Raw genomic sequence first — 13,224 nt, 5'->3', positions numbered from 1 at the left:
CATGTGTTAGGCCTGCCGCCAGCGTTCAATCTGAGCCATGATCAAACTCTTCAGTTCAAACATCTTTGGGTTTTTAAGAAACCCTAAACTTGGCTCAGCAATCGTTGGTTACATCTTTGATTTCTCGCGGAGTAACTTGTGATGCTGATAATCTTGTTGACTATCAGTCTGACTCCACAAGCACCCACACGAATTGCTTGATTCAGTTGTTAAAGAGCGGTTGGTTAAGACCTTTCGTCTCAACCGAGGTGCGCATTCTACAGCACCTTTTTCAAATTGCAACCTAAAAAGTTTCTGATTTTACTAGCCAAATCAACTACTTACGCTGGAACAAACATCGATATGCTCGTTAGCGGGAGGCGAATAGTACAGCATTGAAATACGTGGTCAACCCCATCTTCCAAAAATTCTGCTTTTCTTCATCAAGCGAGCGGCAATCGAGATCTCAGAGACCCATTTGATCTGTCATGCGCCAACAGACGCACCATTGCAGTGCGATTCACTGGCGCAAAGCCGTTTCCTCGACTAGGGTTTCTACCGAATCGAGTGACCCTGATACCCCAGCGGGCGCGTGATCAAGGAGGATAAATGACGTCTATTCACAAAACCGAGAAAACCTATCGCACCTGGTCCACACCCATCCTCCTTGAACTCAAGGAGAGAGAGCACCAGCTGGACGCTGACGCCCGCCAGGCACTTCATAACATCCTGACAGAGCGAAGGCTGATAAACACCGGCAACCCGTCTGGCGTCGATCGCCGTCGCTCCAGTTCCTGATGACTTCCCTGCCAGCAACCGCTCAGCAGACCGGCCTCTTCATCGGATACTTCAAATGCTCCCTTGCGGTAGTGGCTAGTAGCCGCTATCCATTAAGGTGAATTCAGAAGGAGTACGCGAGGATGATTCCAAGATTCGTTGTGGTTCCCGCCATTCCCACGGAAACGGGGTCAACGCGCAACGGAACGCGCTTCTACTGCAAAACCGCCCCCATAGGGTTCAACCTCTATGACAATGAAGAAAAGCGCAGGCTGCCCACAACCTATCCGACACGGACAGAAGCCGAGGAAGAATGTTTGCAGCTCAATAACGAATGTCTTCAATGCACGCTGTCTGAGCGCTCCCCCCGCGTCAACGTGCCCTGAGCACGCGCAAGACTGAATGAGGGCAAAACGATGCTCATTTATTGAAGCAGACAAAAGTCCGAAAACAGAAGGAACTGGCACTACGCCATTAATGTCGTAGTGGCAGCACCTGGAGATTCGGATGAACCGCCCTCGATATTTTCAAATCACGTATGGCTTCAAGAAGACTCGGCATATTTTTATTCAACCCGACTCCCATATGTCTGAGGCAGACGCTTGGTACTACGCCTGCCTGCATTCGGGGATCGGGCTTTCGTATGGGGACAATCACGATCAGCAAGACTTTGATGCGCTACGAAGCCACGCACAGGAAAATGGCTTGAGGCAGGTGAGTTGGGAGGAGTTACCGTAAATGACCGTGTGCGGCCGCTGAGGTGCCGCCGTCCACGCCCTCTGTTGCCGTTGCAAATGCAGTGCTCGCCTCTTTCACCAACTTGCGCCATTCCACGCCGCTGATCAGCCCGGTACGTTCCATCTCGTCGGCAGCCTTGAGCAACTCGTCGTACTGTTCCTCAACATCCATGTGAATTTCCGGTTCTTTCAGAAGCTTGTACCAGGCCGCCAGGGCTTGCTTCTTTTGATCATCATTCATCGCCAAACTCCCAGGGACAGTTTTCACTTGGATGTTATCCAGCGAATGACCGTTCCTCAGTTCCGACATACGGCGCTTACAACCGAAACTCACATGCATTGAGTCTTACAAGCAGCTACGAACGGCCTTGCGCATCGCGCCCGACTTGGCCCATGGCGGGCCCTGATACAGCGAGACTCGACTGCCGTCCTTGTATTTCACGATGTCCAGAATCTCGTCAGCCGTAATAATGCTGGGCGCGTTGATCCGGTAGCCATTGGAAATACCGGTCTGAGTCGTCTTGGGGACTTCCTGCTGCCATAGTGGCAAAAGACACGCGGCGTATTCTTTGGGAGCCTTGTTACTGTACTTGCTGACGTTAGGCTCACCTGGAACCAGGGATGCCGGCAATGAACAACCCGCCAGCATCGCCATCGCTATTCCCCCAATCAACATCCGCATGACGCTTCCTTATCCTGAAAAACGGGAAATGTAGCGCGTAGCGAACCAGACATCCATCTATAGAATCAGCCCTCAGGGCGTTACGTTGTGATCGGGATAAGACCGTTTGTTCAAATACGTCATCCATCGCTCATACGCTTCATGCTGCCATTGAGTGACCCGCTCCCACTCCGGCCCACTTAACTGATGGGCCGAAATCAGCTTCATCATCTCCGCAGTTGCTGCGTCCAGGTCAACCATCAGCTCATGCGCATGGAATCTGAAATCATCGGTGCTGGTCATTTGAAGTTGCCTCGCCCTAGCGAACATTCGCCACTTCAGTACGACATCACGCGGGTTCGTTCGCGCTCACTCTCCCGACAAGCGGCGCACCTTCCATCCCCTGAGCAGCAGGCGAGCAAACGCCCCGCCCGTTAATTGGGACTACTCTTTTGTAGCGGGGTATCAGCAGGAGGTCATCATGTGGCTCAACGAAAATGAAAACGAACTTCGGCGTGATCTGCAAGGAGTTGCGTCGGACCTGAGGTGGTCGGCAGTGGAGCTCTTGCGCATCGCAGAGCAGCTACGCCTGGCCGGCAATGATGTCGATGCGCAAGCAACTAAAAGGCTGTGCGAGTTATTTCAGGGTGATGAACAGCGACTGATGGGCTATGCCGATGAAGTGAAAGCCAAAATCATCAGCCGGGCGAAAGCCCAATAACGGGAGCGTTGTCATGAACACGCCTCTATTCGCGCTAGATGTCATGCTGGCAGCGACGGGTGGCTGCAGCATTGATTCATACGTTTATCGGGACCAGCCGCTGGTCGCCAAGCATGGTTACTAGCCAACATGGGGTGGCAAGCTAGCTGGAAGCGGGTTTATTACAAGTGTCCCGCCATTTATCCGCGAACCTGTTAATGGCTTGGCTTTTGAGTTCTCGAGAATCGAGGACGGGCTGGTTGTACGCTTCGTTGATCAGCATGGCACCCAACTTGTCATGATCAGGATTGCCCGACTTCACGGCCAGCAGGCTTTCTTTCGTTTCGTTATTTTGCCGAGACTGCATGATCGATCCGGCCAATGTACGAAAAACATCGCAGACCTTTTGGTTGGTGTGGATTTCGCCTTGCGTCTGGGCTAGAACCTGACCAACACCAGCAAGGTAAACAGCAGATAACAATGCCAGAGCAGTGCAGCGACCTTTCAACATGCTTTCTTCCTTGAATTAAAAGCGGCCACCCTATCATCCAAATGTCACGTTTAAAATCTTCCAACTCCTGATTTCAAGACAAAAAAAGCCCCGGCATCCCAGGGCTTCAAACTCGCGCTCATTCTGATTTCTGGCTTGGCGTCGATCGAACCGCTCTTGCTCTGTAGGCAGGAAGCGCTGCCGCAAACGCCAGTGCCTCCTCTTTGCTGCCAAAAGCCCCGAGACGGTCGCCTTTGGTGCAAACCCGCCAGGGGCCGTTGTTTACGCTGAGTACGTCATAACCGTTCATGTGCATTTTATTCAGCATCGGAACGCTCATAGTCACCTCCTTTTCGGCAGTGATAAGCCACGATTGACTTGGCTACCTTACACCCGCCCTTTGCCCAAGTGCCGACCAGACGTCGTGTCAGGTTTTCGACATTCCTTTGCACTTTCTACCGCTTCCCTCACTCCAACCCTTTGAAACAGAGGCATGGGCCTGAATATTGCATTTTCATGACTGTTTTATGACAAGCGGCGGTTTAGTAACACATGAAAGTACGGGCAACAGTCATTTGCGAGCAGGATCGGCATGTTCTCCTGGTGCGCAAACTCAGGTGTCGCTGGACCTTGCCCGGAGGAAAAGTCGAGCGCGGCGAAACCACTGCGGACGCCGCCATGCGCGAGCTCCAGGAAGAAACCGGGCTTGGAGTCGACGGCTTGTTGTACTTGATGGAACTGGAAACGGGCAGCACCCGCCACCAGGTGTTCGAGGCGTCGGTCCTAAACTTGGACGAAGCCCGGCCCCAAAATGAAATCTTCGATTGCATGTGGTTTCCGCTGGACTCAGTCCAGAACCTGAACACAAGCGACGCCACGCTCAAGATCGTCAAAGCCTTCCAGCGTCGCTTGTAAGTTTGCGCAGCCGCCTCAGCCCTGATCGCCGCCGCCCACCGGCATGACCATGCCGGTGATGTACGAAGCCTCGTCGCTGGCCAGAAACAGAATAGCGCCAGCCTGCTCATCCAGCGTGCCGTAGCGCTTCATCAAACTGCTGTCGAGCGTCTGGCCGACAAGTTGCTGATACCAGACTTTCTCTTCGGCGCTCTGCTCTGCGCTGTTTCGCGGGATGACCCGCGGCGGTGCTTCGGTGCCGCCGGGCGCGGTGGCATTGACCCGGACTCCGCGACCGGCGGTTTCAAACGCCAGGCAAGCAGTCAGCGCATTGACACCGCCCTTCGCCGCGCCATACGGCACACGATTGATGCTGCGGGTGGCGATGGACGAAACATTGACGATCGCGCCGCTGCCCTGTTCAAGCATGAACGGCAGCGCGGCGTGGCAGCACCACAAGGTCGGAAACAACGAACGACGGACTTCGGCTTCGATCTGCTGCTCTTCGTAGTGTTCGAAAGGCTTCGCCCAGATCGTGCCGCCTACGTTGTTGACCAGCACATCCAAACGCCCAAAGCGCTCGACGGCGGTGCGCATCACGCGGCTGCATTCGCTGTATTGCTCAAGGTCGGCGGTCAGGGCAAGCACCTGGCTGCCCTGCCCCAATTGTTGCTGCACCTCGAACACCAGGTCCGAGCGATCAACCAGAATCAATCGCGCACCCTCAGCGGCCATGCGCTCCGCCACACGCCGACCAATGCCTTGCGCCGCGCCGGTGATCAGCGCGACTTTTTCGTGAAATCTGTTCATGTGGACCTCGTGACGAAGGATGCCATGCAGTGAAAACGTCTCAGACAAAACACTGACCTGTGGAATCAGTGATCACGCAACGGCTGGACTCAAGCCGCGCTGGCAGCGAATTTCTCGTAATAGAAGTTCGCAGGCGCGACGCCTTGCTCGCGAATGAATTGACTGACCGCTTCGACCATCGGCGGCGGGCCGCACAGGTAGATGTCGACGTCGCCCTCGTTCAAATGTCGTGGCTCGATATGCTGGGTCACGTAGCCTTTGAGCGGATGCTGGCTGTCGGGGTTGGCGACGCAGGCACTGAAGCTGAAATTCGGGATGCGCGCGGCAAACGCTTCGAGCCGGTCCATTTCCACCAAGTCAAAATCGTTGGTCACGCCATAGATCAGATGCAGCGGATGCTCGCTGCCCTGCTCGGCTATTTTCTCCAGCATCGCGGTGAACGGCGCCAGACCGGTTCCACCCGCCAGCAGCAACAACGGCCGGCGAATGTCGCGCAGATAAAAGCTACCCAACGGCCCGGCCAGACACATGCTATCGCCGGCCTTGGCCATGCCGGTGAGGAAGCTGCTCATCAAGCCGCCGGGCACGTTGCGGATCAGGAAACTCACTTCGCCGTCACGCTGCAACGAGCTGAAGGAGTAAGCGCGGGTCTGCTCGCTGCCGGGAACTCCCAGGTTCACATACTGACCCGGCAGAAACGCCAGTTTGCTCAGCGCTTCGCCCTTGATCGACAGCGCGATGGTGCTGTCGGACAACTGCCGCACGGCGCTGATGGTGGCGTCGTAACTGGCCTGCTGGGTACGGCAAACCTGCGATGAAGTCGGCACGCGCACCACGCAATCGCTCTGGGCGCGCATCTGGCAGGTCAGGACAAAACCCTGCTGCGCTTCATCGGCGCTGAGCGCGTCTTCGATGTATTCCTCGCCCAAGTCATAACGACCGGCCTCGGCGAAACACTTGCAGGTGCCGCACGCGCCGTCGCGGCAATCGAGCGGAATATTGATGCCTTGACGGTACGCGGCATCGGCCACGGTTTCGCCCACGTTGGCGTCGATGAACCGGGTGACGCCGTCTTCGAAATTGAATGCAATGGAATGAGTCATGACGGCCGCCTCAGAGGTGGTAGACATCGATGACCTGGCGAACGTAATCGTTCTTCAGGATCACTTTCTTGGCCTTGATCAGCAGGTTTTCACCGCGCCCATCAAGGGTGTAGAAACTGCTGCCGAAATAGCTGTCGACGGTCTTGTAGCGAAAGCTCAGGGTGTGCCAGTTGAAGCGCACCTTGCACAGGCCGTCGGCCTGCTCAAGCAGTTCGATGTTGCTGATGTTGTGCGATGTGCGGGTGTCCGGAACACTGGCGCTGGAGCGCTCGGTCTTGATGCGGAAGATGCGGTCTTCCAGGCCGGTGCGGTTGCCGTACCAGATCAGCGAAATTTCCCGCTGCGGGTCTTCGGTCAACTCGTCGTTGTCGTCCCAGGAAGGCATCCAGAAAGAGGCATCGGCGGCGTACATCTCCAGCCAGTCGTCCCATTGCTTGTCGTCGAGGTAGCGTGCTTCGCGGTAGAGGAAATCGCGCACTGCATCATAAGTGAGGGTCATTGCACGGCCTCCACAGCAATCAATTCCGGCTGTTCGGCAGCCAGGGCCTTGAGCATGGTTTGCTGCCAGTACTTGTGTTGCAGCACGAACAGGCCTTCGTCTTCGGTGCGCACGCCGCTGAGCAAGGGATGCAGGTCGATTTCCCTGGCTGCCTCATCGGCGCCCTCGACCCAGTGTTCGGCACCGCGGGACATGTCATTCCACGTCGTGACGCTGCCCTGATAGCTGGTCTGGCACGAGCGAAACTCTTCCAGATCATCCGGGGTGGCCATGCCGCTGACGTTGAAGAAATCCTCGTACTGACGAATCCGGCTCGAACGGGCGTGGTCGCTTTCGCCTTTGGGGGCGATGCAATAGATGGTGATTTCCGTGCGGTCGACCGAGATCGGGCGGGCGATGCGGATCTGCGAGCTGAACTGGTCCATCAGGTAGACGTTCGGGTACAGGCACAGGTTGCGCGAATTCTCGATCATCCAGTCGGCACGGGCCTGGCCGAAGTCCCGGGACAGCTCGTCGCGGCGTTCGTAGAGCGGGCGATCCTCGGGGTTGGACCAGCGGGTCCAGAGCAGCATGTGGCCCTTGTCGAACGAGTAGAACCCCCCGCCCTGCTTGGCCCAGGTCCCGGCGCTCATGGTCGGATTGCTGTCACCGGCTTCACGCTGTTTGCGCTGGTTCTGGGTAGCGGCGTAGTTCCAGTGCACGGAGCTGACGTGGTAGCCGTCGGCGCCGTTTTCGGCGGTGAGTTTCCAGTTGCCTTCATAGATATAACTTGAGGAACCGCGCAGCACTTCGAGGCCATCGGCGGACTGGTCGACGATCATGTCGATGATCTTTGCCGACTCGCCCAGGTGCTCGACCAGCGGCACCACATCGGCGTTGAGGCTGCCGAACAGGAAGCCGCGGTACGACTCGAATCTCGCGACTTTGGTCAGGTCGTGGGAGCCTTCGCAGTTGAAGCTCGCCGGGTAACCCGCAGCCGCCGGGTCTTTGACTTTGAGCAGTTTGCCGGAGTTGTTGAAGGTCCAGCCGTGGAATGGGCAAGTGTAGGAGCTCTTGTTGCCGGTCTTGTGCCGGCACAGCGTCGCGCCGCGATGGCTGCAGGCGTTGATGAAGGCGTTGAGCACACCTTCCTTGTTGCGCGCGATGAAGATCGACTGGCGCCCCATGGTGGTGGTGTAGAAATCGTTGATGTTGGGGATCTGGCTTTCGTGCGCCAGGTACAGCCAGTTGCCTTCGAAGATGTGTTTCATCTCCAGGTCGAACAGCCGTGGATCAGTGAACATCTCGCGCTTGCAGCGGTAGATGCCCTGTTCTTTGTCATCTTCAAGCAGGGAGTGAAGGTATTCGGGTCGCAGGGACATGGCCGCCGCCTCCATTGTTTTTATTCAGGCAGGGCCATGCTAGGACGGGGGGATGCGAGGGACTATCCGATGGGTGCAGACGTGTATCCGTTTACTGCAACGTGCGGTGAATCATTGATGCCCACCCATCAGGACCGACAGGAACCTGTGGCGAGGGAGCTTGCTCCCGCCGGGCTGCGAAGCAGCCCCAAAACCTGCGACCGCGATTATTCTGCAAAACCGGGGGTCACAGGTTTGCGACTGCTGCGCAGTGGAGCGGGAGCAAGTTGCATGTCGCCTGGGGTCAGTGCCGGCGCTTGAGGGTGTCGGACGGTAACTCGCCGAACTGTTTGCGGTAGTTGTCGGAGAACCGCCCCAGGTGCAGGAAGCCGTAATCCATGGCCACTTCCGTGACGTTTCGCACGTTGCAGGTCGGGTCGCTCAGGCACTGGTTGATGCGTTCGAGTTTCTTCTGCCGGATGTAGTTTTGCGGCGAAGTCCCTGCGTTGCGTTCGAACAAACCATACAGCGAACGCAGGCTCATCCGAGCCTGACGCGCCAGTTCTTCACTGTCGATGTCCTGCTTGAGGTTGCGCGCGATGTAATCGGCAATCCCCTCGAACGTCGTCGCCGGCGAGCCAAGGCTGCTGCGGATGACGTTGGTTTTCATCAGGCTGAGCATCTTGCTGACGATGATCTGCGCGTAGTGTTCCTGAACCCGGGGAATCTGCTGGGTGGCCTCGGCTTCCTGGCAAATCATCGCCAGCAGGCCGACAAAGCCTTCCAGCTCATCAAGCTGATAACGATTCTCCAGAAACCGCACGCCCTGCCCCGGATAGCGCCAACGCTGCTCCTCGCACACCGACTCGAACAGCCGGGTAGGTACTTTGAGGATGAATTTTTCGCAATCGTCGGAGTACGTCAAGTCCACCGGGTCGTCGGGGTTGATCAGCAGCAATTCACCTGGCGCAAAGTAATGCTCCTGACCGTAACCGCGCCACAGGCAGTTGCCGCGCAGTAGCACTTGCAGGTGATAGATCGTTTCCAGTGCGCCCGAGGTCACCCGCACGCTGGCGCCGTAGCTGATGCGGCACAGGTCAAGGCTGGCGAATTTGCGATGATCGAGGCTGGCCAGAGGACGGCCGGCCCTGGGCATGAGGATGCAATGATTGCCGACATGCTGATTGACGTAACCCGACACCGCGTAAGGGTCGGCGTGGTCGAATACTCTGCTGCGCGGACTCAACAGTTGCGCCTGCATCATCGGGTTACTCTCGTTGTTGTTATTGATTGCGTCGGGTCATTCTAAGGCCATATTTGCAGCGGTGCGTCAGTGGGCTGACCTGTGGAAGGTTCTGGCCCTATCGCGAGCTGGCTCGCTCCCACAGTTGACCGCGTTCGCCCTGAAGTAACTTGGTCAATGTGGGAGCGAGCTGCTCGCGATAGGGCCATCAGTCTCAACATCAACGTTGACGGACACCCCGCATTCGCAAGCAGGCTCGTTCCCACAAAGATTCGATGATCGAGGCGATCAATCCTCGAGCGCACGAACCCGTTCGTGGCGCTGCTGCTCGTCAGGTTGCGCGGAGGTCTGCAAGGTAAAATCGAAGTCGATCTCGGCAAACCGGCCGCTGACACCATGGGCCGCCGCGCGCTGCGGGTCGTCGCTGAAGATGATGTGGGCAATCAGTTCGTCGCGGGTGGCGTAGGCAAAATCGTCATGCAGGTACTGATCGCCATCGAGGTTGATCTGGGTGGTCAGGTGACGATGGTCCGGCGCGGAGATAAAGAAGTGAATGTGCGCCGGACGCTGGCCATGACGGCCCAGTTGATCGAGCAATTGCTGGGTCGGACCGTCCGGCGGGCAACCGTAGCCCGACGGCACGATGCTACGGAAGCGATACCGGCCCTCGGCATCGGTGACGATGCGGCGGCGCAGGTTGAATTCCGATTGCGTGGTATCGAAGTAGGAATAAGTGCCGCCCGTGTTGGCGTGCCAGACATCCACCACTGCGCCGGCCAAAGGTTCGCCAGCGGTGTTGCGTACCTGGCCCTGCATGAACAGAACCACGCCCGGATCAACGCCATCGTCCAGTCGTGCCTCAGCCTCGGACAACGGCGCGCCCGCCACATACAACGGGCCTTCGATGGTCCGCGGCGTACCGCCCGCCTTCCCCGCCTGCTCGTCTTCGGCGTCCATCAGCAAGTCCAGGTAGTGTTCCAGGCCGAGGCCGGCCACTAGCAAACCGGCCTCCTGGCGCGCGCCCAGCACGTTGAGGTAATTGACCGCTTTCCAGAACTCTTCCGGGGTCACGGCGAGGTCTTCGATGATGTTTACCGAATCACGCAGAATACGGTAAACCAAGGCTTTGACCCGCGGGTCGCCAGCGTCGTTGAGCAAGCCGCTGGCGTCTTCGAGAAACTTCTGGGCACTGGCAGTGTGGGAAATCTTGACGTTCATTTTTTGGGGTTCCTCATCTTGTAATTATGGGCGTAGCAAACTGAACAGGTTGGGTTCAGCGGTCATCCTCGCGAATGGAAGAAGGATGCCAGCACATCGCATCGACCTCGATCGCCATGTACGGAAACAGCGGCAATTGCATCAGCAGGTCGTGCAGTTCCTGAACGCTGTCGACGTCGAAAACGCTGTAATTGGCATAGTGCCCGGCGATGCGCCACAGGTGACGCCATTTGCCTTGCTCTTGCAGGCTCTGGGCCAGGGCTTTTTCATCGGACTTGAGCTGGGTGGCGAGATCCGGGTTGATGTCGACCGGTAGATTCACGGTCATTTTTACGTGAAATAGCATGATGCTCTCCTCAGGCTTGATGAACGGAAGTGGATGTTTTGTCGCGCCGGAAAAACGCCAGGCGTTCCTCATCCAGGCTCAGGCCAAGGCCTGGTGTTTGCGGCACGTGCAGCGCAAAGTCGCGATAGACCAGCGGCTCGCTGAGCACGTCTTCCGTCAGCAGCAACGGGCCGAACAGCTCGGTGTCCCAGGCCAGTTTATTCAGGGTGATAAAGGCATGGGCCGAGGCCAGCGTGCCGATCCCTCCTTCAAGCATAGTGCCGCCGTACAGACCGATACCGGCAGCTTCGGCGATGGCGGCAGTCCGCAGCACGGCCCGTGGCCCGCCGTTCTTGGCGATTTTCAGGGCGAACACCGAAGCGGCTCCTTCGCGCGCCAGATTGAAAGCGTCTTCCACGCACTCGATGGATTCATCGGCCATGATCGGCGCCGGGCTCATGGCGTTCAGTCGCACCATGCCGGCGCGGTTGGTGCGTGAGATCGGCTGTTCGATCAGGTCGATGCCGTTGCTGCCCAGTATCCGGCAGGCGCGCAGCGCGACCGCCTCGTCCCAGGCCTGATTGACATCGACCCGCACGCTGGCGCGATCGCCCAGGGCTTTCTTGATGGCAATAACGTGGGCCAGGTCACGATTGACTTCTCCGGCACCGATTTTCAGTTTGAAGATCCGGTGGCGCCGCAGGTCGAGCATTTTTTCCGCTTCGGCGATGTCCTTGTCGGTGTCGCCGCTGGCCAGGGTCCAGGCCACCGGCAGCGCATCACGAACGCGACCGCCCAGCAACTCACTGACCGGCAGGCCAAGGCGTTTGCCCTGGGCGTCGAGCAAGGCGCTTTCGATACCTGATTTGGCAAACGTGTTACCTCGAATGCTGCGCTCCAGGCGCAACATCGCCGCATTGATGTTGCCGCTGTTCTCACCGATCAGCAGTGGCGCGAAGTGTTTGTCGATATTGATCTTGATGCTGTCCGGGCTTTCATTGCCATAGGCCAGGCCACCGATGGTGGTGGACTCACCAATGCCTTCGATGCCATCGGCGCAGCGCACGCGGATGATCACCAGAGTCTGGTTCTGCATGGTGTGCATGGCCAGTTTGTGCGGGCGAATGGTCGGCAGATCGACGATGATCGTCTCGATCGATTCAATGGCAGTTGCACGCATGTCGATACCCGTCAGGTTCTTTAAGTTCTGAAATGGATTCTCATACGGCTTTTTGCCGACGGCCAATATAGAATTGGTCTGGATCGATACCTTAAAGGTATTCAGCCGCTCAATGCCTGGAGGCACCATGGAATTGCGTCACCTGCGGTATTTTCAGGTGTTGGCTCAAACCCTCAATTTCACCCGCGCCGCCGAACTGTTGCACATTGCCCAGCCCCCGTTGAGCCGACAGATCCAGCAACTGGAAGATGAACTCGGGGTGTTATTGCTCGAGCGTGGCCGTCCGCTGAAGCTGACCGACGCCGGGCGCTTCTTCCATGAACACTCCACCGCCTTGCTCGAACAGCTGGCCAAGGTCTGCGACAACACCAAGCGCATCGGCCTGGGGGAAAAGACCTGGCTGGGCATCGGTTTTGCGCCATCGACGCTGTATGGCGTGCTGCCGGAACTGATTCGTCGCTTGCGCAGTGGCGAGCCTCTGGAGCTTGAGCTCGGGCTTTCGGAAATGACCACGCTGCAACAGGTGCAGGCGCTCAAGGCCGGGCGCATAGACATCGGTTTCGGGCGGATTCGCATCGACGACCCGGCGATCATCCAGACGGTATTGACCGAAGACCGGCTGGTCGCCGCCCTGCCCGCCGGCCACCCACTGCTGGCCGGGCCGATCAGTCTGCGCCAACTGGCGAAAGAGCCTTTTGTGCTGTACCCCGGCAATCCACGCCCCAGCTACGCCGACCACGTTATTGCGCTGTTCGAATCCTACGGCGTGAGCATCCACGTGGCGCAATGGACCAACGAACTGCAAACAGCAATCGGTCTGGTAGGGGCCGGTATCGGGGTCACACTGGTGCCCGCGTCGGTGCAGTTGCTGCACCGCGACGACATTGGTTTCACCCCATTGCTGGAAGACAACGCGACGTCACCGATCATTCTCAGTCAGCGCGTGGGCGATGTGACGCAGGGGTTGAATCATTGCTTGAAGATAATTGATGAACTGCTGCCCCGCTAACCGGCAAAGGCCCGGCGCCCGGCACGCAGTTCGGTGCGTAATTCGCCAATAAGGTCGGAGATCGCGCGAACGGTGGTCAGCCTGGCGGGCGTTACACAGGGAATGAGCAAATCGATGCGCCCGGTGGCCGGGTCGTACACTTTGATCCGCAACAATCCATTGGGATTCACTGTGCACTCGCAGGAGAGCGGCTTAAAACCGGACTCTACAATGTTGCAAAGGACTGAAATAGAAACCATGACTGACGCCTCCTTGGCGG

Annotated in this window: 20 protein-coding genes and 1 pseudogene; 7 read left to right on the top strand and 14 right to left on the bottom strand. The window is 57.6% G+C overall.

Features of this window, described 5'->3' with window-relative positions; all coding sequences use genetic code 11:
- Positions 1 to 588 precede the first annotated feature (588 nt).
- From QMX98_RS14935 to QMX98_RS35100, 3 genes are all read left to right on the top strand, one after another.
- Positions 589 to 777: a hypothetical protein gene (locus tag QMX98_RS14935; RefSeq protein ID WP_010455030.1), complete on the top strand. Its 189-nt coding sequence runs from the start codon at positions 589 to 591 to the stop codon at positions 775 to 777.
- Between the two features lie 122 nt (positions 778 to 899).
- A complete protein-coding gene (locus QMX98_RS14930) occupies positions 900 to 1,142 on the top strand; it encodes a hypothetical protein (RefSeq protein WP_077749259.1) in 243 nt (80 codons plus the stop codon).
- A gap of 121 nt (positions 1,143 to 1,263) precedes the next feature.
- Positions 1,264 to 1,494, top strand: coding sequence for a DUF6555 family protein (locus QMX98_RS35100; RefSeq protein ID WP_311095957.1), 231 nt, complete (start codon positions 1,264 to 1,266; stop codon positions 1,492 to 1,494).
- Here QMX98_RS35100 and QMX98_RS14925 read toward each other — a convergent pair.
- The 3 genes from QMX98_RS14925 to QMX98_RS14915 all read right to left on the bottom strand — a co-directional run bounded on the left by QMX98_RS14925 (position 1,486) and on the right by QMX98_RS14915 (position 2,457).
- Complete coding sequence (locus QMX98_RS14925) at positions 1,486 to 1,734, bottom strand: hypothetical protein (protein WP_010455032.1); 249 nt, start codon at positions 1,732 to 1,734, stop codon at positions 1,486 to 1,488. The two genes, QMX98_RS35100 and QMX98_RS14925, sit on opposite strands and share 9 nt — an antisense overlap.
- Before the next feature lie 105 nt (positions 1,735 to 1,839).
- Complete coding sequence (locus QMX98_RS14920) at positions 1,840 to 2,175, bottom strand: hypothetical protein (RefSeq protein WP_042932783.1); 336 nt, start codon at positions 2,173 to 2,175, stop codon at positions 1,840 to 1,842.
- A 72-nt stretch (positions 2,176 to 2,247) separates the two neighbouring features.
- Complete coding sequence (locus tag QMX98_RS14915; protein WP_042933086.1) at positions 2,248 to 2,457, bottom strand: hypothetical protein; 210 nt, start codon at positions 2,455 to 2,457, stop codon at positions 2,248 to 2,250.
- A gap of 178 nt (positions 2,458 to 2,635) precedes the next feature.
- Here QMX98_RS14915 and QMX98_RS14910 point away from each other — a divergent pair, with 178 nt between their 5' ends.
- Both QMX98_RS14910 and QMX98_RS14905 read left to right on the top strand, forming a co-directional pair.
- On the top strand, positions 2,636 to 2,875 hold the full coding sequence (locus QMX98_RS14910; protein WP_077749261.1) for a hypothetical protein: 240 nt from the start codon (positions 2,636 to 2,638) through the stop codon (positions 2,873 to 2,875).
- A gap of 13 nt (positions 2,876 to 2,888) precedes the next feature.
- Positions 2,889 to 2,987, top strand: a pseudogene (locus QMX98_RS14905) (cell envelope protein SmpA); the annotation flags it as partial.
- Between the two features lie 30 nt (positions 2,988 to 3,017).
- Here QMX98_RS14905 and QMX98_RS14900 read toward each other — a convergent pair.
- Positions 3,018 to 3,365, bottom strand: coding sequence for a hypothetical protein (locus tag QMX98_RS14900; protein WP_010455038.1), 348 nt, complete (start codon positions 3,363 to 3,365; stop codon positions 3,018 to 3,020).
- Positions 3,366 to 3,483: 118 nt separating this feature from the next.
- Positions 3,484 to 3,684 (bottom strand): hypothetical protein, encoded by a 201-nt coding sequence (locus tag QMX98_RS14895; protein ID WP_010455040.1) that lies wholly within the window; start codon positions 3,682 to 3,684, stop codon positions 3,484 to 3,486.
- A gap of 212 nt (positions 3,685 to 3,896) precedes the next feature.
- Here QMX98_RS14895 and QMX98_RS14890 point away from each other — a divergent pair, with 212 nt between their 5' ends.
- Positions 3,897 to 4,259 carry an NUDIX hydrolase gene (locus QMX98_RS14890; RefSeq protein ID WP_282410972.1) on the top strand — a complete coding sequence of 121 codons (363 nt, stop codon included), beginning with the start codon at positions 3,897 to 3,899 and terminating at the stop codon, positions 4,257 to 4,259.
- Between the two features lie 15 nt (positions 4,260 to 4,274).
- On the opposite strand, the gene QMX98_RS14885 is transcribed toward QMX98_RS14890, so the two are convergent.
- The 8 genes from QMX98_RS14885 to QMX98_RS14850 all read right to left on the bottom strand — a co-directional run bounded on the left by QMX98_RS14885 (position 4,275) and on the right by QMX98_RS14850 (position 11,956).
- Complete coding sequence (locus QMX98_RS14885; protein ID WP_010455044.1) at positions 4,275 to 5,048, bottom strand: 1,6-dihydroxycyclohexa-2,4-diene-1-carboxylate dehydrogenase; 774 nt, start codon at positions 5,046 to 5,048, stop codon at positions 4,275 to 4,277.
- Positions 5,049 to 5,137: 89 nt separating this feature from the next.
- Positions 5,138 to 6,151 carry a benzoate 1,2-dioxygenase electron transfer component BenC gene (benC, locus tag QMX98_RS14880; protein ID WP_010455045.1) on the bottom strand — a complete coding sequence of 338 codons (1,014 nt, stop codon included), beginning with the start codon at positions 6,149 to 6,151 and terminating at the stop codon, positions 5,138 to 5,140.
- Between the two features lie 10 nt (positions 6,152 to 6,161).
- On the bottom strand, positions 6,162 to 6,650 hold the full coding sequence (gene benB / locus QMX98_RS14875) for a benzoate 1,2-dioxygenase small subunit (RefSeq protein ID WP_083376537.1): 489 nt from the start codon (positions 6,648 to 6,650) through the stop codon (positions 6,162 to 6,164).
- The gene (benA, locus tag QMX98_RS14870) at positions 6,647 to 8,011 is read right to left on the bottom strand and encodes a benzoate 1,2-dioxygenase large subunit (RefSeq protein WP_083376536.1); all 1,365 of its coding nucleotides are present in this window, start codon (positions 8,009 to 8,011) and stop codon (positions 6,647 to 6,649) included. Before benA ends, benB begins: the two co-directional genes overlap by 4 nt.
- Before the next feature lie 283 nt (positions 8,012 to 8,294).
- The gene (locus QMX98_RS14865) at positions 8,295 to 9,254 is read right to left on the bottom strand and encodes an AraC family transcriptional regulator (RefSeq protein WP_102595150.1); all 960 of its coding nucleotides are present in this window, start codon (positions 9,252 to 9,254) and stop codon (positions 8,295 to 8,297) included.
- Positions 9,255 to 9,521: 267 nt separating this feature from the next.
- Positions 9,522 to 10,451 (bottom strand): catechol 1,2-dioxygenase, encoded by a 930-nt coding sequence (gene catA, locus QMX98_RS14860; RefSeq protein ID WP_145310616.1) that lies wholly within the window; start codon positions 10,449 to 10,451, stop codon positions 9,522 to 9,524.
- Between the two features lie 55 nt (positions 10,452 to 10,506).
- Positions 10,507 to 10,797 carry a muconolactone Delta-isomerase gene (gene catC, locus QMX98_RS14855; protein WP_282410971.1) on the bottom strand — a complete coding sequence of 97 codons (291 nt, stop codon included), beginning with the start codon at positions 10,795 to 10,797 and terminating at the stop codon, positions 10,507 to 10,509.
- Between the two features lie 10 nt (positions 10,798 to 10,807).
- Complete coding sequence (locus QMX98_RS14850; protein WP_282410970.1) at positions 10,808 to 11,956, bottom strand: muconate cycloisomerase family protein; 1,149 nt, start codon at positions 11,954 to 11,956, stop codon at positions 10,808 to 10,810.
- Between the two features lie 127 nt (positions 11,957 to 12,083).
- Between QMX98_RS14850 and QMX98_RS14845 the strand changes: the two genes are divergently transcribed.
- Entirely contained in the window at positions 12,084 to 12,965 is an 882-nt protein-coding gene (locus QMX98_RS14845; RefSeq protein ID WP_221106224.1) for a LysR family transcriptional regulator, read from the top strand.
- Here the strand turns inward: QMX98_RS14845 and QMX98_RS14840 are convergent.
- Positions 12,962 to 13,204 carry a DUF1652 domain-containing protein gene (locus QMX98_RS14840; protein WP_221106226.1) on the bottom strand — a complete coding sequence of 81 codons (243 nt, stop codon included), beginning with the start codon at positions 13,202 to 13,204 and terminating at the stop codon, positions 12,962 to 12,964. The two genes, QMX98_RS14845 and QMX98_RS14840, sit on opposite strands and share 4 nt — an antisense overlap.
- Positions 13,205 to 13,224 lie beyond the last annotated feature (20 nt).

Source organism: Pseudomonas sp. PS02303, assembly GCF_029959925.1.
Taxonomy (GTDB): Bacteria; Pseudomonadota; Gammaproteobacteria; order Pseudomonadales; family Pseudomonadaceae; genus Aquipseudomonas; species Aquipseudomonas mandelii.
The sequence above is the reverse complement of the archived record's forward strand: the minus strand, read 5'-3'. Positions and strand labels throughout refer to the sequence as shown.